General features: G+C 39.1%; 19 protein-coding genes. 9 read left to right on the top strand and 10 right to left on the bottom strand.

Features of this window, described 5'->3' with window-relative positions; all coding sequences use genetic code 11:
* The first annotated feature begins 143 nt into the window (after window positions 1-143).
* From RBH95_RS02175 to RBH95_RS02140, 8 genes are all read left to right on the top strand, one after another.
* Window positions 144-1,541, top strand: coding sequence for a sensor histidine kinase KdpD (locus tag RBH95_RS02175; protein WP_307901100.1), 1,398 nt, complete (start codon window positions 144-146; stop codon window positions 1,539-1,541).
* Entirely contained in the window at window positions 1,538-2,242 is a 705-nt protein-coding gene (locus RBH95_RS02170; protein ID WP_307901099.1) for a response regulator transcription factor, read from the top strand. Before RBH95_RS02175 ends, RBH95_RS02170 begins: the two co-directional genes overlap by 4 nt.
* Before the next feature lie 1,053 nt (window positions 2,243-3,295).
* On the top strand, window positions 3,296-6,184 hold the full coding sequence (locus RBH95_RS02165) for a T9SS type A sorting domain-containing protein (RefSeq protein WP_307901098.1): 2,889 nt from the start codon (window positions 3,296-3,298) through the stop codon (window positions 6,182-6,184).
* A 327-nt stretch (window positions 6,185-6,511) separates the two neighbouring features.
* Window positions 6,512-9,082, top strand: coding sequence for a T9SS type A sorting domain-containing protein (locus RBH95_RS02160; RefSeq protein WP_307901097.1), 2,571 nt, complete (start codon window positions 6,512-6,514; stop codon window positions 9,080-9,082).
* A gap of 368 nt (window positions 9,083-9,450) precedes the next feature.
* Complete coding sequence (locus RBH95_RS02155) at window positions 9,451-10,278, top strand: T9SS type A sorting domain-containing protein (RefSeq protein WP_307901096.1); 828 nt, start codon at window positions 9,451-9,453, stop codon at window positions 10,276-10,278.
* A 368-nt stretch (window positions 10,279-10,646) separates the two neighbouring features.
* Window positions 10,647-11,474 carry a T9SS type A sorting domain-containing protein gene (locus tag RBH95_RS02150; protein ID WP_307901096.1) on the top strand — a complete coding sequence of 276 codons (828 nt, stop codon included), beginning with the start codon at window positions 10,647-10,649 and terminating at the stop codon, window positions 11,472-11,474.
* Between the two features lie 368 nt (window positions 11,475-11,842).
* Complete coding sequence (locus RBH95_RS02145) at window positions 11,843-14,413, top strand: T9SS type A sorting domain-containing protein (protein ID WP_307901095.1); 2,571 nt, start codon at window positions 11,843-11,845, stop codon at window positions 14,411-14,413.
* 676 nt (window positions 14,414-15,089) lie between these two features.
* A complete protein-coding gene (locus RBH95_RS02140; RefSeq protein ID WP_307901094.1) occupies window positions 15,090-15,776 on the top strand; it encodes a M48 family metallopeptidase in 687 nt (228 codons plus the stop codon).
* Window positions 15,777-16,114: 338 nt separating this feature from the next.
* On the opposite strand, the gene RBH95_RS02135 is transcribed toward RBH95_RS02140, so the two are convergent.
* Both RBH95_RS02135 and RBH95_RS02130 read right to left on the bottom strand, forming a co-directional pair.
* Complete coding sequence (locus tag RBH95_RS02135; protein WP_307901093.1) at window positions 16,115-18,184, bottom strand: M13 family metallopeptidase; 2,070 nt, start codon at window positions 18,182-18,184, stop codon at window positions 16,115-16,117.
* Window positions 18,185-18,297: 113 nt separating this feature from the next.
* The gene (locus RBH95_RS02130) at window positions 18,298-18,825 is read right to left on the bottom strand and encodes a hypothetical protein (RefSeq protein ID WP_307901092.1); all 528 of its coding nucleotides are present in this window, start codon (window positions 18,823-18,825) and stop codon (window positions 18,298-18,300) included.
* Between the two features lie 155 nt (window positions 18,826-18,980).
* On the opposite strand from RBH95_RS02130, the gene RBH95_RS02125 reads away from it, so the two are divergent.
* The gene (locus RBH95_RS02125) at window positions 18,981-19,946 is read left to right on the top strand and encodes an NAD-dependent epimerase/dehydratase family protein (protein WP_307901091.1); all 966 of its coding nucleotides are present in this window, start codon (window positions 18,981-18,983) and stop codon (window positions 19,944-19,946) included.
* A gap of 150 nt (window positions 19,947-20,096) precedes the next feature.
* Here RBH95_RS02125 and RBH95_RS02120 read toward each other — a convergent pair whose 3' ends face one another.
* The 8 genes from RBH95_RS02120 to RBH95_RS02085 all read right to left on the bottom strand — a co-directional run bounded on the left by RBH95_RS02120 (window position 20,097) and on the right by RBH95_RS02085 (window position 25,374).
* Window positions 20,097-20,513: a DsrE family protein gene (locus RBH95_RS02120; protein ID WP_307901090.1), complete on the bottom strand. Its 417-nt coding sequence runs from the start codon at window positions 20,511-20,513 to the stop codon at window positions 20,097-20,099.
* Window positions 20,514-20,525: 12 nt separating this feature from the next.
* A complete protein-coding gene (locus RBH95_RS02115) occupies window positions 20,526-21,203 on the bottom strand; it encodes a Tat (twin-arginine translocation) pathway signal sequence containing protein (protein ID WP_307901089.1) in 678 nt (225 codons plus the stop codon).
* Between the two features lie 2 nt (window positions 21,204-21,205).
* Complete coding sequence (locus RBH95_RS02110) at window positions 21,206-22,162, bottom strand: c-type cytochrome (RefSeq protein ID WP_307901088.1); 957 nt, start codon at window positions 22,160-22,162, stop codon at window positions 21,206-21,208.
* A gap of 271 nt (window positions 22,163-22,433) precedes the next feature.
* Window positions 22,434-22,910 carry a protein-disulfide reductase DsbD domain-containing protein gene (locus tag RBH95_RS02105; RefSeq protein ID WP_307901087.1) on the bottom strand — a complete coding sequence of 159 codons (477 nt, stop codon included), beginning with the start codon at window positions 22,908-22,910 and terminating at the stop codon, window positions 22,434-22,436.
* Window positions 22,888-23,439 carry a peroxiredoxin gene (locus RBH95_RS02100; RefSeq protein WP_307901086.1) on the bottom strand — a complete coding sequence of 184 codons (552 nt, stop codon included), beginning with the start codon at window positions 23,437-23,439 and terminating at the stop codon, window positions 22,888-22,890. Before RBH95_RS02100 ends, RBH95_RS02105 begins: the two co-directional genes overlap by 23 nt.
* Window positions 23,440-23,549: 110 nt before the next feature.
* Window positions 23,550-23,996, bottom strand: coding sequence for a hypothetical protein (locus tag RBH95_RS02095; protein WP_307901085.1), 447 nt, complete (start codon window positions 23,994-23,996; stop codon window positions 23,550-23,552).
* 150 nt (window positions 23,997-24,146) lie between these two features.
* The gene (locus RBH95_RS02090; RefSeq protein WP_307901084.1) at window positions 24,147-24,662 is read right to left on the bottom strand and encodes a hypothetical protein; all 516 of its coding nucleotides are present in this window, start codon (window positions 24,660-24,662) and stop codon (window positions 24,147-24,149) included.
* A 166-nt stretch (window positions 24,663-24,828) separates the two neighbouring features.
* Window positions 24,829-25,374 carry an NUMOD4 domain-containing protein gene (locus tag RBH95_RS02085; RefSeq protein ID WP_307901083.1) on the bottom strand — a complete coding sequence of 182 codons (546 nt, stop codon included), beginning with the start codon at window positions 25,372-25,374 and terminating at the stop codon, window positions 24,829-24,831.
* Between the last annotated feature and the right edge of the window lie 46 nt (window positions 25,375-25,420).

The raw sequence follows: 25,420 nt of genomic DNA, 5'->3' as shown, positions 1-25,420 counted from the left end.
CAAATAATCTTACACGATATTTTAAATATCACTGAATAAAAAGCAATAAAATCGGACTTTTCGTAGAAATAACCTATGTTAACGGAACGTTAACGCGATTCAAATTTATGCCTCTCATATTTTGTTAACATATTTTTAAGACCATGAAACTGGTTAATAAAACAAAACTCCTTATTACAGGATCGATATGTACCCTATTGGCACTCACAGCCATTCAAGGGTATTTGATTCGTAATACCTACCAGTTGAAAAGAGCTACGGCCCAATATGAAAGCCAGAGCATTTTTACCAACATTTATAATTCTGAGTCTGTTGAGTATTTACTTTGGGAATTACGAAATGATGCTATAAAACAAGCACAAGCCTATAAAACCAAACAAATTTCTAAAGAAGAGGTAATTACCAACCTTCAAGACAAGGCAGCCACTTTAAATCCCTATTTTCTAGAAGAAGTCAATAAAGGCTTTTCAAAATATTCCATACCTGTAGATATTTCGGTTCAAAAAAAACTAATCGCCATTGTGCTTCATGACACCTTGGGCAATGCCGAAACGATTTATAAAGAAAAAGACAGTACCCTGCTATTGCTGGGCACCCCTTATAAACCTACAGAAAACAGCGAACAGAAGCTTATCAACAACGCCACCTTTACCAAAGGTCTAGTGGCAGATATCAATGGGAAGTCCTACACCTACATGCTTGAATTTAAAACCAAGCTGTTCATGTCTGAATCAACAGGGTGGAGCGGGTATTTAATTAAGCAAATGTCTGGTATATTGTTGTTGGCCTGCCTACTGTTTCTATTTGTAACAGGTATTTTATATTATTCCATCCATAGCTTATTAAAACAAAAAAAGCTGGCCGACATAAAAACTGATTTCATCAACAATATCACCCACGAACTTAAAACACCACTCTCTACCCTGGCCATTGCCATTAAAAACTTGAACAACGAGGCCTCCAAATACAGTGGGCTTTTTAACAATAGTGTTCTGGAAGTTATCAATCGTCAAAATTTAAGGTTACAAAAACTCATAGATCAAGTACTCAATACCAGTTTGGGTTATGAGGACATCGAACTCACTAAGGAAATTTTCAACATGCCCATGTTTTTGGAAGAAACTTTGGCCGATTTTAAACTTAGCTTAAAGGAAGAAATCAACATAACTACAGATATACAAAAAGACGCCATCCTAATTTCTGCTGATAAATTTTACATCAGTACCGCTATTAATAACCTATTGGGGAATGCCGTAAAATATGGCGGTACCGAAGTAAGCCTACACTATGATTATATCACAAAGGAGCGCACCCACATTATCAAAATAAAGGACAATGGTATAGGCATTAGCAAAAAGCACCTACGCTTTATTTTCGACAAATTTTATAGGGTGAGCGAACAAGACACCCATAATTACAAAGGATTGGGATTGGGATTGTTTTACACCCACCAGATAATCCAGGCACATGCCGGAAACATCTCGGTAACCAGTACCAAAGGATCAGGAACAGAATTCACCATAATACTTTTTAATCAATGAAAAACATACTACTAGCAGAAGACGACCACGATTTTGGAGGTATGTTAACACAGTACCTTCAAAGTAACAAATTTAACGTAGAATGGGCCAAGAATGGCGAAGAAGCTCTCGAGCTGTTTAATGCCAACTCCTTCCACATCTGTGTATTGGATGTGATGATGCCCAAAATGGATGGTTTTACCTTAGCCAAAAGAATAACACAGGTAGACCCCGAAATGCCCTTTTTGTACTTAACGGCTCGTAAAACCAAAGAAGACAAAATTAAAGGCTTAAAGTTAGGGGCCGACGATTACATAGTAAAGCCCTTTGACCCCGAAGAGTTTGTATTGCGCCTTAAAAACATCATCAAACGCACCGAGCAGCAACAATTTGTACTGCGCGAATATGGCAACCAAGACATTATCTCCATTGGTAGCTACCGTTTTGATTATAGAAACTCCATTTTAAAAAGCAGTACCACGACCCATTCCCTAACCAAAAAGGAAGCCCAACTCATTTACTTCCTCTACAAGAACAAAAACAAATTGGTACGCCGCGAAGACATCCTTACCAAAATATGGAATACCAACGACTTTTTCTCTGGAAGGAGCATGGATGTATACATAAGTAAAGTGCGTAAATACTTTAACGAAGACGAGGACATCAATATTAAAAGTATTCGTGGCTTAGGACTGGAATTTCAGCTGCCAACACAGGCTTAAAACGCAAAGAAACCTTAAAACTTACGAGTAAAGTACTTAGCTTAAAATAGAACAGTGTACAATAAGGAAGGGCCCTAAAACTATTTCCATACATCTGTGCATTGATCGTGTAATGCCCAAGAACGGTTTACCTCAGCCCAAAATAGCTCAGTTAGGCCTCGCAACTCCTTTTTTATATGTAACGACTCGAAGAATCAAGAAGGCAGCATTAAATATTTAACCTAAAATAATGATAGCCCGTTTGAAAAACATGTAAGTCTTGCCAATTTGTATTGTCAGTTAAGGAAGACATCAAGCGTATCCAACAACAATAATTTGTACTGTATTAATGCAGCCACCAGAGCCTATCCCTTATTTGCAGCGACTACCTTCACCATAAAATTTTTCAATTAAAAAGGTAGCACTACCACGCATACCCTTACCAAAAAGGAAGCCCAACTCATATACTTTCGTTACAAGATTAATTGGAAAAAAAGAAAAATATCATTACCAAATTATGGCATACCAATAACTTTTTCTCACGAAAAAGTAAGGCTGTGCGCATAAGTAAAGCACGCACATAATTTAACAAAGATGAGGACATCAATATTAAAACTTTTTGTGCCTTAGGACTGGAATTCCAGCTACCAACGCAAGCTTAATCCACAAGCCTATACCGAAAACAAACAATCCTACATAAGTCAATTTATACTTACAAAAAATACCCCAAGGTTAAATTAAGGTTAATGTCTTGTTAATTTAATTAATCTCACAAAATATCCCATATTTTTAAAAATACCTTATTGTATAATCAAAAATACAGCGAATGCTATTGTATTTTCCTACATTACTAGTTTTAGCAGGGCTTAGCTCCTACAGGTTACTACACCTAAAACAAGGCGAACAATTAACCGCTCCAGCTATTCCCGTTAACAACCAAAAGGAACAACGGCCACAACAACATTGTTGATAGCCCAGAGCCACATACCATCATTCAACCCCCAATAGTTATGCAATACAATTTCAGAAACCAATTACACAATTATAGTTTATTAACCTTTAACTTTTAAACACATGAAAAAAGTTACCCTATTGTTTATGCTACTTTGTAGCTTGATTACGTACTCTCAAATTGGAATAGTAGAGGATTTTGACTCCTATTCGTCTAATCAAAACCCTACTGGTTGGACCGGAGATTTTGTAACCTCCCCATCAAATTTCAACACTTCTTATTTCCGCTGCGGTTCTGTGGCTTACTACGCACTAGTCACCAGCCCTGCAACCAAATCATTTACTACACCCAATCAGGTAGGCACAGGCAATGGCACAGATCTTGCCATAAATTTCAATTATAAAATTGTTAGACATACAGGCTTTTTTGGAGGCCCTGCTGCGCCAGATGCAAATTGGGGAACATTTACCTTTGAATATTCTACCAACGGAACCGATTGGACCGAAATAGGCACTATTGATGATGACAACTACACCTACGATGGCAACTGTCATGCAGCCTCCTATACTATTGATGGTGCCAACTTACCAGAAGGCAGTGATTTTCAATTTAGAGCAACCCTTAACGTTGTTAATAATTCATCAGGAAACTTTTTCGCTTCAATTGATGACCTTTCCATTTTACAAAGCGCCACTGAAGTACCAAACTGTGATGTCTCCTTAACCTCGGAAACTACAGATGTCTTTATTGACACTACCATTACTTGGAGTGAAGCTACTGGCCTTCCTACTGGTTATAACCTTAGTGTTGGTAGCCAATCTGGTGTGTATGACATAGTGGACAATGTTGATGTAGAAACCGCAACAACCTATGATTTAACAGGATTGGAATACGGAACAACTTACTATGTTTTAGTTTCTCCTTATAATGGTATCGGTACGGCATCTTGTACAGAATTAACATTTACAACCGTAGATGCTGTGGCGCCAAATTGTGATGCAGCAATGACATCTGCCACTACGGAAGTACCAATTAACACGACAATTACGTGGAGTGCAGCAACCGGATACCCTACTGGCTACAATATTGCTATGGGCGTAACTGAAGGAGACTATACAGTAGTAGCTAGCACCGATGCTGGTGATACTACCTCGTTCCAAGTACCTGTTACATTGGCATATTCTACCACTTACTACGTATTAATAACCCCTTATAACGAGTTTGGTAATGCTACCGACTGTACTGTTTACAGCTTTGTAACAAGAGACGCCCCTATACAAGGAGCAATTTGTGAAGATCCGATTGTTGTTGATATAGATTCAGGAGATTATTCTGCTACTGCTGTGAGTTTGGATGCTTATGAGGACAACTACGATGACGCTCCTTGTAACGCAGGAACTGGTTCAACAATGGCTGGAAATGAAATAGTATACGCTATCGCACCATTATCTGATGTTTCCGTAGATATTGCCATCACCAACATTGTCAATCAAAGAGCCAATGTGTATCTTTTAGATAGTTGCGTAGATGTTGCTGAAGGTTGTTTAGCTTCGGCTGCTACTGGATATGCTACACCTTACGTTGACCTTCTTTTAGAAGACCAAGTATTAATGGCCAATAACATATATTATATAGTAATTTCCACCTTTAGTGATGCCACAGAAAACAATACCCAGTTTGATATTAACGTAACTGCGAACGATTGCATCAACCCTTCAGCAACTCTTACAGCTGTACCAGACTGTGACAATGGAGAATATTCTGTCGAGGTAGATGTCACTTACTTTGGAGATGCATCAACTTTAATTATTAGCGATGGTGTTAACGACGACCAAGAACTTGACGCCATTGGAACAGTTACTTTTGGACCATACACCAACGGCTCAACGCAATCTTACACAATGACTTCAGATTTAGGTTGTAACATTACCGAAACTATAACCTATTACTGCGCCCCAACCAATGATGCTTGTATTGATGCCATTGATCTAACCCTTTCTACTGATGAAACCTGCGATAATAGCGTGGCAGGCTACACCTACGCTGCCACCCTTTCTTCTGAGGATGTTTGCAACACTTCTTATCAAGACGTATGGTACACCTTTACCCCAACTGAAGATGGTTACTACAATTTCACCCTTGACACAGAGTATAGTTCTCCTAAAATTTCAGTGCTAAGCGGAAGTTGTGATACGGCATTTACCTCAGTAGGAATCTGTTCAGCTTCAGACTCTATTATCCGTTTTTTAACCGCAGGAACACAATACTATATTCCTGTATATGTTCTTATGCAGCCGGGCGTTCTAGGATACGATTTCAACATTTGTGTCTATAAAATGCCAGATGCCGTTGCAAATGACGAGTGTAGCGACGCCCAAGTAATCACTGAATCTGATGAAAATGGCAGCAACACCATAACAGGCACGCATGAAAATGCATATTTTTCAACTGAAATGGAAAATTGTGGTAGCGGCTTATCATCATTCTATGAAGATGTATGGTACAGTTTTACACCTCAATATACAGGCACCTATCACATCAATCTCGATATCCTTACAGGAAGCAACGTTTTCTATAGCATGTTCAGCACTTCAGATTGTGCTTCAATATCTACAGAAAATAGAGTAACCTCAAGCTGTAGCGTAAATGGAAATTCAAGTGTAGAGCTTGTTGCCGGAACAACCTATTTACTGGATATTCATTCAAACAGTAACAGCGAAATAGCTACTTTCGAATTCTACATCTACCCAGATGCATCCTTAAGCACTGCAGATGTAAACTTTGAAGGCTTTAGATACTATCCAAACCCAGTTAAAAACACTTTGACGTTTGAATCGCCAAACATGATTTCATCTGTAGCTATCTACAATGTAGTTGGTCAAAAAGTATTGGCTACTGCTGATAACGATACGATGTCTACCGTAAACATGGGCGCTTTACCAAACGGTATTTACTTTGCTAAAGTGACTATTGACGGCGCAGAGAAAACCATTAAAATCATTAAAGAGTAGTTAGTCTATGGGCAAGCATATCTATAAATACAGGTTACAGCTATTTTTAATTGTGTTATATCTAGCCTTAAGCCTTTCTATATTTGTATGGTATGTAGAATAAGTCCCGAATAACTCTTTAAAAAAGGGCAGCCAATTGGCTGCCCTTTTTTATTTCATAAAATACACCTGAGGTTAATTTAAGGTTAAAACACATTGCAAAATTCCACACCAAACAATCCTGATATAATTTTAATGCCGAAGTTTCTTACAATTAAAAGCTTTTAAACACACATAACACAAACCTTAACTACACAATTTACATTTTTTAACCTTTAACCCTAAAACATGAAAAAAGTTACCTTATTGTTTATGCTACTTTGTAGCTTGATTACTTATTCACAAATTGAAATTATCACTGATTTTGAAACCGGCACTAACTGGACTTCGGACGCCTACGGATGGAACGTTTTTAACGAAAATGTCGGCTATAACGCTGGATGCGACAACAATTCACTACAAGTCCTTACTGAGGCTAACCAAAGTTGGTCTACCACCTCTCCAACTTCTGTATCCAATGGTACCGATGTTACGGTAACTTTTGACTACAAAGTTACCAACTATGATTCGCCTTTTGCACCCGTTGCCAATTGGGGTTCATTAGTATTTGAATACACTTCAGATGGCGGAACCACTTGGACAATACTCGAAACTATAGATGATTCCAACTATACATACACAGAGGCATGTACCAATTTTAGCACTACAATTGCCGGAGCCAACGTACCGGACGGTAACGACTTTCAATTTAGAGCTACCTTAAATGCTATAACCACAAGCGGTGGACCATGGACGTCCTATCTGCTTGCTGGTATTGATAATGTTGCCATTACACAACCTGCCACAACGGTACCTAACTGTGATGCCACCTTAACTTCAACCACTAATATTGATGCCCCTGCGGCTACAATTTCATGGGATGCCGCAACCGGCCTGCCAACTGGGTACTATGTAAGCGTAGGAGATGATTCCGGAAATTATAATGTTACTAACAACGCCAATGTAACCAACGGAACCTCACTTTCCTTAAACAATTTACAGGGAGAAACTACTTACTATGTAAAAATTACTCCTTACAATGCCATTGGGTCTTCAGTAGATTGTCCAGAGCAAACTTTTGTAACCGGTCCGCTACCATTATTGGGTGACGTTTGTACCTACCCTATTGTTGTGGATACAGATGCCGCACCTTACACCTCTTCAGTTGATTTATACGAATATCAAGATGACTATAGTACATCTCCTTGCAACTCTAGCTCCTCTTCTATTGGTGGTAGAGATATCGTATATGCTATTGCACCTTTTGAAGACACCTCTATTAATATTAGTTTGACAAACATTGCTAATAGAACTACCACGGTACATGTATTGGACAGCTGTGTTGACGTGGCTGAATACTGTATTGCAACCGCACAATCTTCTACCTCCAATGACTATGCTGATATCAACATGACGGATATTGTATTGTACGCCAATACTGTTACTTACATCGTGATAGCTAGCAACAGCACCCTTTCTCCAAACAGTACATTTGACCTATCTATCACCACCAACGAATGTATTGTACCAGCAGTTAGTTTAACAACTGTTCCAGATTGTGAAAATTATGAATTTTCAGTAGAAGTAGATATCACTCACTTTGGTAATTCGTCAAACTTAATCGTTAGTGATGGGGTAGATGAGCAAGAACTTGACGCAATTGGAACACTCACGTTTGGGCCATATGCTACGGGTAGCGAGGTAAACATTACCACTACCTCCGATTTAGGTTGTGCTATTTCAGACGCTGTTACCTATTTCTGTATTCCAGAAAATAATGAGTGCTCCGGAGCGCTTCCTTTAACGGCATCCACGGATAGTACATGCGATAATAAAGTGAGTGGTTACACTTACAATGCAACAAACTCAACCAACAATTCTTGTTCTTCAAGCCATAAAGATGTTTGGTACACATTTACTCCTGCAGAGTCTGGCTATTATCAGTTTACTCTAACCAATACAGGAACCTCAACTACAGGAATGAAACTTTCGCTATACAGTGGAAGTTGTGAAAGTTTAACTGAGGTTAGTTGTGATAATGAATACCTATTAACCACTACCCTTACCGCAAACACCGAATACCTTGTAGCTGTACAATCTTATGGTACAGATGAAACTGGAGGAGAAGGAGTTCTATTTGATCTTTGCGCTTACCAAGTACCAGTTATCGAAAACAATGATTGCGTTGACGCTATTGCCGTATCAGAATCTGATGCAGATGGTTCTACAAATGTAATCAGTGGTTCTTTGGAAAATGCATTCCATTCATCCATTGGATGTGGAGGTACTGACCAAAGATTTGCTTGGTATAGTTTTACACCACAAAACACGGGTACATATCACATTAACTTCAACGGCTCAACAAGTTCTACTTATTTTGTTCTGTTTAATACAGATGACTGTACCGATATAGACTATAATGACTTTGTTCCAGAAATAGGTTCATGTTGGACTTTTGGAGGAACAGCTGAAATGGCCTTTTCACTAGAAGCTGGAACTACCTATTTGGCAGCAGTAAATGGAGCAGGAGCATACACCTATGATTTCTACATCTACCCAGATGCATCCTTAAGCACTGCAGAAGTGAACTTTGAAGGATTTAGATACTATCCAAACCCAGTTAAAAACACCTTGACGTTTGAATCGCCAAACATGATTTCATCTGTAGCTATCTACAATGTAGTTGGTCAAAAAGTTTTGGCTACTGCTGATAACGATACAATGTCTACCGTAAACATGGGAGCCTTACCAAACGGTATTTACTTTGCTAAAGTGACTATTGACGGCGCAGAGAAAACCATTAAAATCATTAAAGAGTAGTTAGTCTATGGGACAAAAAATCTACAAATACAGGTTACAGCTATTTTTAGTGATGCTATATCTAGCCTTAAGCCTCTCCATATTTTTATGGTATGTAAATTAGTCCCAAATCACTCTTTCATAAAAAGGGCAGCCTATTAGGTTGCCCTTTTTTATTGAGAATAAATCTATTCATCCCCCTATCCTATTTGCCAGAAAAAACCTCAGGTTAATTAAAGGTTAACCCACTCATTAAAAATCATATCACAAAAAACATCCCATAATTTTGAGGTTACAGTTTTGCTCAATTAAAGACTGAAACAAACACAACAGCAACACAAAAATTAACTACACAGTTCACATGTATTAATCTTTAACCAGTAACACCAATGAAAAAAGTTACCCTTTTCTGCATGCTACTTACAGGCATGCTTACCTACTCCCAAATTGATATTAACGAAGATTTTGAATCTTACGAATCAGGAACTCAACCTTCCGGATGGACAGGAGATTTTGAAACCACAAGCACCTTTAACAACTCAAGTTTCTTCCGTTGTGGTAGTCGATCATTTTATACCGGTAGTACTAGTGCATCAACGAAAATCTTTACCACTGAAAATTTATCTGAGGCTACTACTGCCGCAGATGCTACCGTGACGTTCAACTATAAAATAGTTGCAATGAACTTGAGTACTGGCGTGAAAATAGCGCCAGCAGAAAACTGGGGTACTTTTGTATTTGAATATACTACCAATGGCACCGACTGGATTGAGATAGGTTCCATAAATGATGACAATTATACCTACAATGAGGAATGCCATTCGGCCTCCTACACTATTGACGCTGCTAGTTTACCTATTGGCTCCGATTTCAAATTTAGAGGCTCCTTCAACCTTGAGAATGTAGCTCCTGTAACTTTTGTTTATGCCTCTATTGATGACCTTGTCATTTCCCAATCAAATTCTTTAAGCAATGCGGAGGTGAATTTTGAAGGCTTTAGATACTATCCAAACCCGGTTAAAAACACCTTGACGTTTGAGTCTCCAAACATGGTTTCATCTGTAGCCATCTACAATGTAGTAGGTCAAAAAGTAGTAGCAACTGCGGGTAACAACACCATGACTACCGTAAATATGAGTGCCTTACCAAATGGTATCTACTTTGCGAAGGTGACTATTGACGGTACTGAGAAAACTATCAAAATCATTAAAGAGTAGTTAGTCTATGGGCAAACACATCTATAAATACAGGTTACAGCTATTTTTAGTGATGCTATATCTAGCCTTAAGCCTCTCCATATTTTTATGGTATGTAAATTAGTCCCAAATCACTCTTTCATAAAAAGGGCAGCCTATTAGGTTGCCCTTTTTTATTGAGAATAAATCTATTCATCCCCCTATCCTATTTGCCAGAAAAAACCTCAGGTTAATTAAAGGTTAACCCACTCATTAAAAATCATATCACAAAAAACATCCCATAATTTTGAGGTTACAGTTTTGCTCAATTAAAGACTGAAACAAACACAACAGCAACACAAAAATTAACTACACAGTTCACATGTATTAATCTTTAACCAGTAACACCAATGAAAAAAGTTACCCTTTTCTGCATGCTACTTACAGGCATGCTTACCTACTCCCAAATTGATATTAACGAAGATTTTGAATCTTACGAATCAGGAACTCAACCTTCCGGATGGACAGGAGATTTTGAAACCACAAGCACCTTTAACAACTCAAGTTTCTTCCGTTGTGGTAGTCGATCATTTTATACCGGTAGTACTAGTGCATCAACGAAAATCTTTACCACTGAAAATTTATCTGAGGCTACTACTGCCGCAGATGCTACCGTGACGTTCAACTATAAAATAGTTGCAATGAACTTGAGTACTGGCGTGAAAATAGCGCCAGCAGAAAACTGGGGTACTTTTGTATTTGAATATACTACCAATGGCACCGACTGGATTGAGATAGGTTCCATAAATGATGACAATTATACCTACAATGAGGAATGCCATTCGGCCTCCTACACTATTGACGCTGCTAGTTTACCTATTGGCTCCGATTTCAAATTTAGAGGCTCCTTCAACCTTGAGAATGTAGCTCCTGTAACTTTTGTTTATGCCTCTATTGATGACCTTGTCATTTCCCAATCAAATTCTTTAAGCAATGCGGAGGTGAATTTTGAAGGCTTTAGATACTATCCAAACCCGGTTAAAAACACCTTGACGTTTGAGTCTCCAAACATGGTTTCATCTGTAGCCATCTACAATGTAGTAGGTCAAAAAGTAGTAGCAACTGCGGGTAACAACACCATGACTACCGTAAATATGAGTGCCTTACCAAATGGTATCTACTTTGCGAAGGTGACTATTGACGGTACTGAGAAAACTATCAAAATCATTAAAGAGTAGTTAGTCTATGGGCAAACACATCTATAAATACAGGTTACAGCTATTTTTAGTGATGCTATATCTAGCCTTAAGCCTCTCCATATTTTTATGGTATGTAAATTAGTCCCAAATCACTCTTTCATAAAAAGGGCAGCCTATTAGGTTGCCCTTTTTTATTGGTATAAATTCCCTTTACTGTCACTAAATGCTAAAAAAAAACACCACGTTAATTAAAGGTTAACCTAGCTTTTAAAACCTTCTGCCCTAAAAAACATCCCATAATTTTGAGGGTATAGTTTTGATCAATAAAAGACTTAAACAAACACAACAGTAACACAAACCACTAACTACACATTTTTACATTTTTTAACCTTTAACAAGTAACACCAATGAAAAAAGTTACCCTTTTCCTCATGCTATTTTGTAGCTTGATAACCTACTCGCAAGTTTTTCTTAGCGAAGATTTTAATGGCTCTAAACCTTCTTGGGCCGGTTCTGGATGGGAATATAATGGCGGTATGTTTCCTTTTACTACCTGTGAAACTCAGTCCTTATCTAGCCTAGCCACAAAAACCTTAACAACCCCAACGCAAACTTCCATAGGTACAGATATCACTATCAGTTTTGACCATAAAATTGTGGATACAGCAAACTTTGAACCAATAGCTCCTCTTGCCAATTGGGGAACTGTGGTATACTCTTACACTAGCAATGGAACCGATTGGACAATTTTGGAAACTATAAATGATTCCAACTATACCTACGATGGTACTTGCCAAGCCATGTCATTTACCATCAATAGCTCAGAGGTGCCTGGCGGCAGTGATTTTCAATTTAAAGTGCAATTCACACAAGTCACTGCTAACTTTTTGCTCTTTTACATAATTGACAATCTCAACATTACTCAGGCATCCAACACAGTCCCAAACTGTGATGCTAGCTTAACTTCTGATTCTAGCAATGTATCTATTGATATGCCTACCCTTACTTGGAACAACGCTACAGGAAGCCCTAGCGGTTATACTCTAGCGGTTGGTCTATCAGCTGAGGATGACTCTGTAGTGGCAACCACCGATGTAGAAAGCGCAACGTCATTTACCTTCCAAGAGGCCCTAGACTACGCTACTACCTATTATGTAACCATTACCCCATACAACAATGCAGGTGAGGCTACCGACTGTACTATTCAAACCTTTACAACAGAGGAAGCGCCTCTACTGGGAGATGTTTGTAGCCACCCTATTGAAATTGACCTAGGCACTGGAAATTTCAACCAAACGGCTGTAAGTTTAAATCCTTTTTCAGATGATTACGAAAGCGTTCCTTGCTACGAAGCCGGTTACAGTATTGCTGGCACCGATATGGTGTATGCGCTTTCTGTAGCAGAAGACACTTCCCTTGACATTGCTATCACCAATGTGGAAAACCAAAAACTAACCCTTCTTGTTTTAGATGCTTGTATTGGCGTAGCAGATACCTGTATTGCATCTGGCACTACTGGTTCAGAAAATACTGATGGCACATTTAATGATATCAACCTAAATGACGTGGTATTACCTGGAGGTAACACTTATTATTTCGTTTTTGGTTCTTTTGGAGTCTCCTCAACTGACAATAGCCAATTTAATCTTAACATTACCACCAATGATTGTATTACACCTGCTGCTTCCTTAACCACTGAAGCAGATTGCGACAACCAAGAGTTTTCGGTAACCGTAGATGTGACTTCAATGGGTAACGCCACTACCTTAACTTTAAGTGATGGCGGAACTTACCAAGACGAAGACCTTGACGCTTTAGGACAAGTAACTTTTGGTCCTTATGCTTCAGGAACCCCCGTAACTATAGAAATTACAAGTGATTTAGGGTGTTCTATCTCACCATCCACCATCTATTACTGCGCTCCGGTTAATGACGAATGTGCCTCGGCGCTGCCATTAACCCTTTCCACAAACAATACGTGTGACAACGCTGTTTCTGGAGCTACCTACGGGGCTACGCACTCCACAAATAATGCATGTAATGCCGATTACAAAGATGTTTGGTACAGTTTTACGCCTGCTACCTCAGGATACCATTACATCTCCCTTACCAACACTAATGAGGACATAAACCAAAGAATCAATATTTACGGTGGTACCTGTGGTGAACTTACAGAACTTACAGACGAGTGTGACTTTAATTCTAACTTCTCTATCTATTTAACCGAAGGGAACACCTATTACATTCCGGTACAATCCCAAGGTGAGGACAACGACATTACCGTTGGAAAAACCTTCGAGCTTTGCGCTTACAAACTTCCTGAAGCGATTGCCAATGACGAATGTAGCAACGCGATTGCCATTGAAGCTTCAGATGCCTCGGGTAGTTTTAATGTGGTTTCTGCAACTACTGCAAATGCTTACCACTCTGCAGAATTAACCTGTGCAGCTAGCTATTATGAAGATGTATGGTATTCCTTCACTGCTCAAAACAGCGGAACTTACTACTTTAACTTTGACATTTTAGTAGGCAACAATACGTTCTACACCATCTATAACACTGGTGATTGTGCTTCTGTAGATGCAAACTACGTATCTGGTTTAACCAATTGCAATAACGGAACAGGCGAAAAAGCAATAGAGCTTGAAGCTGGATCCACGTATTTAATAAATGTGCATTCGCAACAAACAGCCACCTACGCATTCTACCTTTACCCAGATGCCACTTTAGGTAATGCAGAGGTGAATTTTGAAGGCTTTAGATACTATCCAAACCCAGTTAAAAACACTTTGACGTTTGAATCTCCAAACATGATTTCATCTGTTGCTATCTATAATGTAGTAGGCCAAAACGTATTAGCCACTGCTAGTAACAACACCATGTCTACCGTAAACATGAGTGCCTTACCAAATGGTATCTACTTTGCGAAGGTGAACATTGACGGTGCTGAGAAAACTATCAAAATCATTAAAGAGTAATTCTTCTATGGGCAAACACATTTATAAATACAGGTTACAGCTATTTTTAATTCTATTATATCTAGTCTTAAGCCTGTCCATATTTTTATGGTGTGTAGATTAACTCCCACAAAACTCTTTTTAAAAAGGGCAGCCTATTAGGTTGCCCTTTTTTTTGTGGTCAGTATTCAATAGTACGGTAGATTATGTACTTAGTAATAGTTCTCGATATAAAATTATTTTCAAGAATTTCACTCGAACTGACGTTTCTACCAACCATTAAAACCCAAACAATGATAGCCTACCGTCCCTCCAAGCCTGCCAGCCGCAGGTGGATGATTGGTCGGTATACACATGCAGAACAATTGTATCGACCTGTTCGTCACCTCGAGTGATTGTTTGCATGATAATGCAGGTCAATTGTATCGAGAGAAATTGTACCACTCACAATAATTCTGGATACAACCTGCTTTTCAAGCAGCCCACTCGAACTGACGTTGAGAACTTTCAATGGCAACTCACACACGAATAGCATACCACCACATCGAGTGATTGGTCGGTATGATAAAGCTGAACAATCGTATCGAGCAGTCCTTTAAACTCATATATACCCCTCATACCAACCTTAAATTATTAGCATCTCTTTAAGAGAATATCCTTTGAATTTTCATAGTTTTAAAAACTAAATTTTTTAACCATGAAAAAACGATTCCTTATGGTGTTGGCATTGGCCAGTTTTGGCCTTAATGCCCAAACCAACGCCGAGCTTACCAAACACTTTGAAGCCTATTATAACCAAATGAAAACACACGGCGATGTGCAAGGTGTAATTAACGCGCTTACACACTTAGACGTCCTTAATCCCACCCAAGCACGCAAAGACACTCTGGCCTATATTTATGTATCGGAAGGGCGCTATAGGGAGGCCTTAAATACGATTGGAATTGATAAAAATGCAACAGACTCCAACCTCAATACGGAGGTGAAAGCCATAGCCCTAAAAGCCCTTAATCAGTCAAAACGCGCCTTGGAACATTACGAAGTATTATTCGCCAAAGAACCCAATCCTTATTTGGCCTATGAAATTGCCGATTTAAAAATGCAGATTCAGGATCTTGCAGGTGCCAAAACTAGTATAGAATATGGACTGGCCAATGTAACAGACGACATGAAACGCACTTATTATGAATCGCAGCCTCCATACCAAGCGTCATTAAAAGCTGGCTTTTTGTACCTCAAGGGCATCTTGGTGTTCAACGAAAATAAAGATGAAAATGTAGAAAGTGCACTTGCGATATTGAATCGAGCTTTAGCTGTAGATCCAAATTTTAAGATGGCTCAATTGGCCAAGGATGCTCTATTGTCAAGACCTGCTAAACCTTGAGTATTAAAACAAGAATAAGCTGAATTGAATTTTATGATTGACTGCGTCGAAACTTCGATTTCAGAAGGAAGTGAAACGAAATGAAAAATCTATTAGATCCCTCCTTCGTCGGAATGACAAATAACCCATAGTCACCTCGAGTAAGTGTTCGAAATGGAATGAAGAACAACGGTATCGAAAAGTCTTGGAGATTCATTCCTTAATTCTGGATACAAAATCCTTTACAAGAATTTCACTAGAACTGACATGTTGGACATTTACAATAAAAGCTTAGCAAAGCAAAAAGGCGCTGGAATATTCCAACGCCTTTTTTTATGCAATATGGTTAGACAATGGTTTTACCAAATTCTTACACGATCTTCTGGAGCCAAATACATTGGGTCTCCTTCTTGAATATCGAAAGCCTCGTAAAACGCATCGATGTTTTTCAATGGCTGTGTAGCTCTCACTTGACCTGGAGAGTGTGTATCTGTCTTGATACGAGTTCTCAAGGCATCGTCTCTCATTAATGTTCTCCAAACAGTAGCCCATGACATAAAGAAACGCTGCTCTGGCGTAAATCCGTCAATGTTTTCTGGTCTACCATTTTTTTGGAAATCCAATTGAAGGGCATCATAAGCTCCCAATACACCACCTAAATCTCCAATGTTCTCACCAAGAGTAAAGGCACCGTTAATGTATACGCTATCCAATACTTCAATAGCACTGTATTGCTCTGCCAATTGGTTACCACGCTTCGTAAACTCTTCCAAATCTTGCTCTGTCCACCAATTTTTAAGGTTTCCGTCACCATCAAAACGCGCTCCAGAATCATCAAAAGAGTGAGAGATCTCGTGACCAATTACAGCTCCAATACCACCATAGTTTACAGCATCATCAGCATCGAAGTTGTAGAAAGGTGGTTGCAAAATAGCTGCTGGAAATACGATTTCGTTGTTCAAAGGATTGAAGTAAGCATTCACGGTTTGCGGAGACATCCCCCATTCTTTCTTATCCACAGGCTCCCCTATTTTAGAAAGATTCTTTTGGTTAGACCACTCTGAAGCAGCCATCATATTTTGGAAATAGCCGTTCCCTTCTTTTACAGCCAACTTAGAATAATCTTCCCACTCATCTGGGTAAGCAATCTTAATGGTCATTTTGCTTAATTTCTCAACTGCTTTCTCTTTGGTTTCATCAGACATCCAATCCAAAGCAGTAATTCTGTTTTGGAATGCCGTAATCACGTTACGGATCATTTCTTCTGCTTTCGCCTTAGCTTCAGGCGGGAATTTGGCATCTACATACAATTTCCCAACAGCTTCACCAGCAGCACGACCTACAGTACCTAAAGCGCGCTCATCAGCCGGTTGCATTTTCTTAGCTCCATTTAATGTTTTTTGGTAAAACTCCCAGTTAGCTCTTTCAATTTCGGTAGTTAAATATCCAGCCAAACCATCTAAAGTCTCCCAAGTCATTAAGGTTTTGATATCTTCAATTGACGTAGTCGTCAAAAAGTTTTGCAATGCCGCCATATATTTTGGCTGCATAACATTAAGCGTATCAAGAGATTTTTCAATTCCCATATCCTTGATGAATTTTGCCCAATCAATAGCAGGTGTCATGGCTTGCAACTCAGCAAGGCTTGTAGGGTTATTAAAGTTTCTTACATCTCTACTCGCTACTTTATCCAATCTTGGTTCTGCCAATTGCGTTTCCATAGCCAAAATCTTGTCAGCAGCCGTTTTAGCCGATGCCTCATCATAATTGATGAACTGCAACATTCTAGCAATGTGCGCTACATATTTTTGACGGATTTCTTGAGACTTGGCATCTTGATCTAAATAATAATCACGTTGCAATCCTAAACCTCCAGGACCAACCCAAGCAATGTTCATGGAACTGTTGTTCAAATCGGCTTCCGCACCAATGCCTGCGAAAGGTGCTGCTACACCAGTCGTTTTAGCATACACCGTTTGCATGTCTTCCAATGATTGGATACCGTTGATAGCCTCCAATAAGGGTTGAATTGGTGCAATCCCTGCAGCATTACGCGCTACAGTATCCAATTCAGTTTCATAAATTAAAAGTGCCTTCTTCTGGTCAGTTCCTTCAGCATAAGTTCCCAACTCTTTAGAAGTATTCACTATTTCAAGTACATCTTGTCTTGTATCTTTTCTCAATTGTGTAAAACCTCCCCATCGTGTTTCATCATCTGGTATTTGGGTGTTTTTCATCCAGCTACCATTTACATAATTGTAAAAGTCATTCTTTGGGCTTACAGAAGTATCCATATTTTCAAGGATAATTCCCGGCACCTTTTCTTCTGCCATTGCAGTCTCTGCAACCTTGGCCTCTTCCTTACAAGAAGTAAACGCCGCCAAGCTTAATACAGATACCGCTAAAGCATGTTTCATATTGGTATTCATAAATAAATAGTTAAAAAAATAGGGTTAAAATTAGTTATATAAGAAGTTACTATGCTCAATTTGTTACATATTAACAGAACTTTATATGTTAAAATTTACGTCTTCCAAAAAATTTACTCTGGTCTACTAACATTGTTAGCATCCTTTTCAAACTTTTTGTTGATTTGTAAATTAAGATTGGCCAAAGCCTCCAAAAACTCCTCAATATCCTGAAGCAATTCTTTCTTCGAGATATTATCCAGCTCGGTAGCTCCGTTCAACTTCAGTAATTTGGTTTCCAAAGCCGTTACCCTTGCCTTGATAACATTGGTTTTTACCGAACTAGGAATTTCCGATTTAAAGTCCATTACAAAGGCTTTAACGATGGAATCTGATCCAGAGAAAAACGACAAATCTCCCTTTCTCAAAAATTCGGCTTGGGTATTTAACTCATGTAATTTCTCCCAATCCCCTACTTTGTCGCGTAAACCAGGATTCAGCATATAATCGGTAAAATCAAGAGCCTCAATATCTTTTGAAGTAATTTGGTTGGGGTCTACCTTAGTCTCGTTTACAATAACGGTTTGCGTTTCAGAATCGCCTCCGCAGGAAACTACCATTAAAGCACTAAAGCTCCACAATACCATTTTAACAATTTGCATATATGGTTGCTATTAACGTAATTAAAATCAAGTCACAAATATAGCGAATCTAAACTTCTGATGGCTTATGTTAAACCGCACATATATTTCATTATTCTGTTTTTCGTACCCTATATTCTTATTACTTTTGCAAAAAAATCAAATATCTACAGTTTATGTCATCAAAAATATTAATTATTGGCGCTTGTGGGCAAATAGGATCTGAATTAACCACGAGACTTCGAAACATTTATGGAAACGACAATGTGATTGCCAGCGACATCAATTATAACAACCTTGATGTTGTAAACTCTGGGATATTTGAAATAGTAGATGCTCAAGACTATGGCTCTATTAAAGTTTGTGTAGAAAAATATCAAATCGACACTATTTACCTTATGGCCGCTATGCTTAGTGCCACTGGTGAAAAATACCCAATGAAAGCCTGGGATTTGAACATGGACTCTTTATTCCATGTTTTAAATTTGGCTAAAGACGGTTTTATCAAGCATGTATTTTGGCCTTCTAGTATTGCTGTTTTTGGACCTACTACACCAAAAGTAAATACACCACAGCATACGGTTATGGAGCCAACCACTGTTTATGGAATCACCAAACAAGTTGGAGAACGTTGGTGCGAATACTATCACAACAAATACGGTGTGGATGTGAGAAGCATCCGCTACCCTGGTATTATTAGCTGGAAAACCCTTCCTGGAGGTGGTACTACAGACTACGCCGTAGAAATTTACCATAAAGCCTTATCGGAAAGTGCTTATGAATGCTTCCTGTCGGAAGAAACGGAATTACCAATGATGTTTATGGACGATGCCATTAACGCTACGGTAGACCTTATGCAAGCCGATGCCGAAAAGCTTTCCATCCGTTCATCCTATAACGTGGCCGCTATAAGTTTTACACCGGCACAATTGGCTGAGGAAATCAAAAAACACATACCAGATTTCAAGATTACCTACAGTCCTGACTTTAGACAGGATATTGCCGATAGCTGGCCAAAAAGCATTGACGATTCAACTGCTAGAAAGGACTGGAATTGGTCCCATTCTTTCGATATGTCAAAAATGACCAAAGAAATGTTGGACAATTTGGCGAAGTCCTTAAGCACTAAAAGCGCCGACTAAATTGCTCTTATTTGCATGATCTTTTCATCAAAGTCCTCCTAAAATTGGAGCGCACTTTAATGTGATTGGCGCTATATTTTAAGCACTCAAAAGAAAACCGCACTGTTGCGGTTTTCTTCATTAATCAATACAAATACCTTAAACGGACAATTATTGTCCTTCTTTAATATAGCTCCAACCCTGTTGTTGTTTCTCTACAATTTCCAGAATCCCATCTGGCACACTACGCACCCCAGGAATTAAATCGGAAGCCTTGGCTTTATAACGTTTCATGGTTCCTTGGCAAATTACAAAATCCACATTGTCTTTTTTAACCAAGGTTTCCAATTCACTAGCCACAACCGATTTATCTTTTAACACCATTTCCATAGCGCCGCTGTACATGACCACCTCAAACTTAGAGTTTGGATAAGCCTGTGACATCGCTTTTACGTGCCTTACTGTAGACTGATGGACTTTGGTATCTGGACTAGTAACATCAAACACAATTTTTACAGGGACCTGTTGTGCCAGCATTACCATTGTAGATAATAGAAAGACACAAACAACTTGCATAACTGTTTTCATAACTTTTTAGTTTTATTCTCCAGCAAAAATATACCCGCACCCATGTTCCTGTGCACGGCCCAAGGCCCATACACCAGATGGCACCAATTGAATTCCCGGAAGAATTGCATTAACCCACTCTTGGTAGGCTTCCTTGGGATCTATCCCCATCTTTAAGGCGGCTCCTCCACTATACACCTGAATCGCTAGATCGCAAACACAAAATAAAGCGCCACGCTCCTGCATCCGTTTGATTCCTTCTATTTGCGCCATTGGAAAATCTCCTTCTTTTGGTTCGTAATAAGGATTACGCGTGTAAGCTTTACCGTCGCTCATATTCACCTTAAACATCTCACCTAAAGGATACTTCTTCCATAGACTATCCCCCATTGCCAAAGGAATGGCATCATGACGCAATACCGTTACGGCCGTCATTTCTTTATCCAATACGCCCATGCTGTTGTTACTCAAATAAAACGCCCAGTTCCAAATAATAGGAAATCCGTGATGCGGTTTTGAGCCATCATATACAATACGATGGGTTCCTTTAATCTTTTTAAACCACTCCTCGGCCTCTGAAAGTTTCTTGGTATCGTCCATAGGAATGTTGGCATAAATAGGATTGGTCAGTACCGAAAGGGTACTTGCTGTGGCACCAAGGGCCAAGGCCCCTAAAAATTGCCGTCTTGAATTGGTGTTGGCTGTCTTCATAATTATTTGTTTTTGGTTATGTTATACGTGTTTTTATAATATTCCATAATGGGCTGAAAAGGGCCCATTTGGTGCTGTTCCAAAGAAAATTCATCGGCATAAGGAGGATACGGGGTAGATACTGGTTTCTTTAGCAAATCCGGAAAATCTCTTTCTGGATTGGCCTTTTGAGGCCTTAATTGTTGGTTGATATAACCAGCCACATCATAGGCCTCCTCATCGCTTAATAGCGGGGCGTCATAAGTAGTTCCGAAGGGCATATTGGCTTTAATAAATTGGGCCGCCGTAATTACACGTGCCATGCCTGCCCCATGATTAAAGGAGTCATCTCCCCACAAAGGAGGGTATAGATAGGTATACCTATTAGGATCTTTTACCCCTTTGCCACTTGGTGTATGACAAACAGCACAGTTTTTTGAGAACACTTCCTTGCCATGCTCCAAATTGACTGCACGATTAGGTATGAAAATTTTAACAAAGCCCTGACCTTTTATGTCACCATCCTCCGGAGCAAACCTACTTAGCCACTCCAAGTACTTTACCAAGGCCAACATTTCCCTACTGTCCTCTGGCAACATTTGGCCATTCATACTACGTTCAAAACAACCGTTGATCCGTTCTTGAATGGTACCTATTTTATTTTCACGCCCACGAAACTGAGGAAAACGCTGAATGATTCCTATTAATGGTGCCGAATAGGGCTTGGTCCCCGCATTAAGATGACAATTTTTACAGGCCAACCTATTTCCTTGATATACCATATCGGCATTTCCATTGTCAGGACCAATGTACTTTGGGGTTTGACTGAACAATTGATACCCATACTTGATGATACTGTCCTCATTAGAATTCCCCAAAGTAGTAGCATCGTAGTTTTGAGCATAGACATCAACACTGGTTCCTGAAGGTGACACCAAAGGCTCTATTTCACGCCCCCCACAACTCCTAATAAAAAACAATGTAATAGCAATTGTTAATGCGATAACAAGACTACAAACCAGGAGACTTTTACTCCTTGACTTTCCTAGATTATGTTCTGAGGACCTACCCATGAATACGCTTAAAACTACAATGGGTTAAATTAAAGGTACAGATGAGGCCTTAAGTAGGAATACGTGTAGTTGAGGATGCTATTTTTTCACCTTTTTGAGTAGGCAAAAGACGTTAGGGAGGGTATATGTTCTTCTAATTTACGAAAAAAGCGCTTTGTTTTACAATTTCTCTTACATTTTAATAAAAAGCTAGCTGCAATGTAAACGGTAAAATCCTTGGATAAAAGCATTGTTTGCCGTCGCAAGCCTGATAGCTAAGTCCCCCATTCCAAAGGATTGAAGAATCGTAAGTTTCTGTAATTTCAAATTCCAGTTCTACCACTAAAGTATTAGAAAAGACTTTTAAAGGGGCATCAATCCCTAAGAGATAAAAGTCATGAGCCTTTGGAAAATACATGGACACAGCTGATACCCCATTAATAGAATCCATTTGTAATTTCGAAGGAAGCACCCAATCCATAACTTCTTCATTGGCTTGAATATGGTACCCATGGGCTATCACAAACTTGAGCGTAATGTTGTTGCGCCCTTTTTGGACTTGATATACGGTGTCCTGTAGTTGTACCCAATGGGTTGGTGGGTTCTGAGCCCTCATTAAACCAACAACGCCAATTAAGATGATAAATATGCTATTATTGTTTCGAAAGAAGCTCATCAAGTCTTGCCTTAAGAGCCAATAATTTGGCGTCAAAATTTTTGGAATCCAAAAGTGACAAGAATTGAATGTTACCTTCTGGATCTATGAGCAAGTTGGATGCCAACATGACCTCATCTCTAGCCAAATCTGGCAGGACCCCCTCCGGAGCAAAGCTGGCTGCAACCGCTCCATCCTCATCCAGCAAAACGGGAAAAGGAAATGCAAAACGATCCTGTAACTTTTCCTTAACCAAAGCCCTCGGCTCCTTCACATCAATTATTAGCACCTTCACATTTTTCTTGGCGTAATCATTAGCCAAGTCTACCAAATAAGGTGCCTCGGCATTACAAAATGGACACCATGTTGTTGCAATATGGAGTACCAAGAAACTTCCTCTAAAGGAATTGGACTTAACGGTGTTACCATTTAAATCCAAAAGACTAAAATCAGGGGCTACTGTACCCACAAAAGAAGCTTCCTCTTGTTGGGCTTGGAGCGTTCCTAAACTAAAGAAGAACAACCCCAAACAAATCATCAATGGTTTCATAAGCTTTTGATTTACAGGAGCTACACAAAGTTAGTGATTTTACACAACTCTCTGTAAATCAACATCTAGCCTTCTACAATAGAGGCTTTCTTCCATCGTTCAATAAGATTTCAGTGCTTTTTACTCTTCCCTTTGGATTTCTTTTTAGAAGCCCCTTTCCCCTTTTTGGAATTGGCACTATTTTTTAGTTGATGAAACTCCGCCGAACCTGGCTTAATGCCCATTTGCTTTGCAATGTACCCCCAACCTTTATTTTTATTGGTTTGGTAACAGGTCAACACATCATTTAAAGGTTTTCGGGTAATTCTTGCTATTTCGAGAGCAAGGTATACTTCTCCAAAGGCCATCTGTAAATTGCCCGTCATATACTCAATGCTCTTTTCAGACACATTGTAAGACAATTTCATATCTGTTTTGAAGGCTCCAAAATCGGCACTAGCACGTGCATTAATGGTATTCAAATCGGTATCCAGTTGGATACTTCCCGTATTAAAAGAAACTTGGGCAGCGCTCGTAAAGACAGTGAACGCAAGCATCCACATACATAACTGTTTCATAAGTAGGTTTTATTAGTTATACATTTAGCTTTGTAGTGTTGGGGCACTACAAAGCGTGAACAATATAAACCAAATTTCTTACAAAAGAAAGCGCTCCTTACAACCTATCCCTCCAGCATTTCAAAAAACAATCAGGGCCACTAGTTTAATTTATTGAAAAACTTGTTTCAACTCCCCAAACAACTTTTGTTCATTGTCGCTAAACTGCTCTCCACCAAACCCTAAAAAGCCGCCCTCTTTTGCCGTATTGGCAACAGTTTCTGCAATATTGAGCACCCATGTTTTATAGTCATTTACAACAGCCTCCGTTTCTTTAGACTCCACAATAGACACCGCTTTCCGGCAGTCGTCCAACACCAACTTTGCCAATCCTTCCTTCGAGTTAACTTGTGCCTCCTTAATTTTATTGATAAACTGTTTGCGTTGGTCACTAGCTTCAGACATGGCCTCTTTGGCAGCTTCTGGATCTGGAATGATAGCTGTAATCAAAGCATTGTTGGCATAGGTTTCTTTGGCCCCCATCATACTTCGCACTGTAGCAAACAACTCCTTACCAGACCCTACCAGCCCACTATATCCTGCACTGGCCATTGTAGCCCCAACCAACTGCGGAATGGATGCTACAACATGCCACTCCTCTTCTGTGTAATTATCTAATTTCCCCATGGTTATTAACTTTAATAATTAAAACCCTAAAGATAAAATAATTACATAACCAACTGATTAACTGGTAGTTAAATATCTATCAGCAACATTAATTTTGAACCATTCTGTTTAAACGGTTTATAGGAGCAAAATGCCACAAGAGCCCAAATTCCAAAACAATAAGTGTTTAATAATCGGTCACAGAACCCCAGTTCTCCCCATTTTTAATACGGTATAACTGCATTTCCGAAATCCCAAATTGCTTAGCAATCATTTTCAATCGGGTTCGGCGATTTGGATCGTGTATTTTCCGCTTGAGAAGCTTCACTTTAGCTTCACTAAGTTTTGAATAGGTCCGTTTGCGAGGCCCTTGATAAATAGGGTTTTTAAACTGGTGCTGTTCCTTTTCCTTTTTGGTAGCCCATTTCAAATTCAAGACCCTATTATCGGTTTTATCATAATTAAGGTGAATGACATAAATACCGTCATTTTGTTCCAAGAAGTGCTGTGCCACCAACTTATGCACATATCGACTGGTAGATTTTCCATTCTTTTTTTGTTTAACCGGTAAGTTTTGGTACCCATTGATGTAAGACTTCCTAACTAAAAATTCCTCATCTCCTTTACAGTTTATAACGCGTCCGTAATTAGAAATTTTAAACTTTTCGTTGTCGTCAATTTTTTCATCAAATACAATAGGTTTCCATTCTTCCTTCCAAAAGTCACTTATCATATATTTTTAATCTTAGCATGTAGAACGCTAAATATAAACAATTTAC

Origin of the sequence: Mangrovimonas sp. YM274 (assembly GCF_030908385.1) — a bacterium.
Classification (GTDB): Bacteria; Bacteroidota; Bacteroidia; order Flavobacteriales; family Flavobacteriaceae; genus Mangrovimonas_A.
This window is presented reverse-complemented; position numbering and strand designations above follow the sequence as displayed.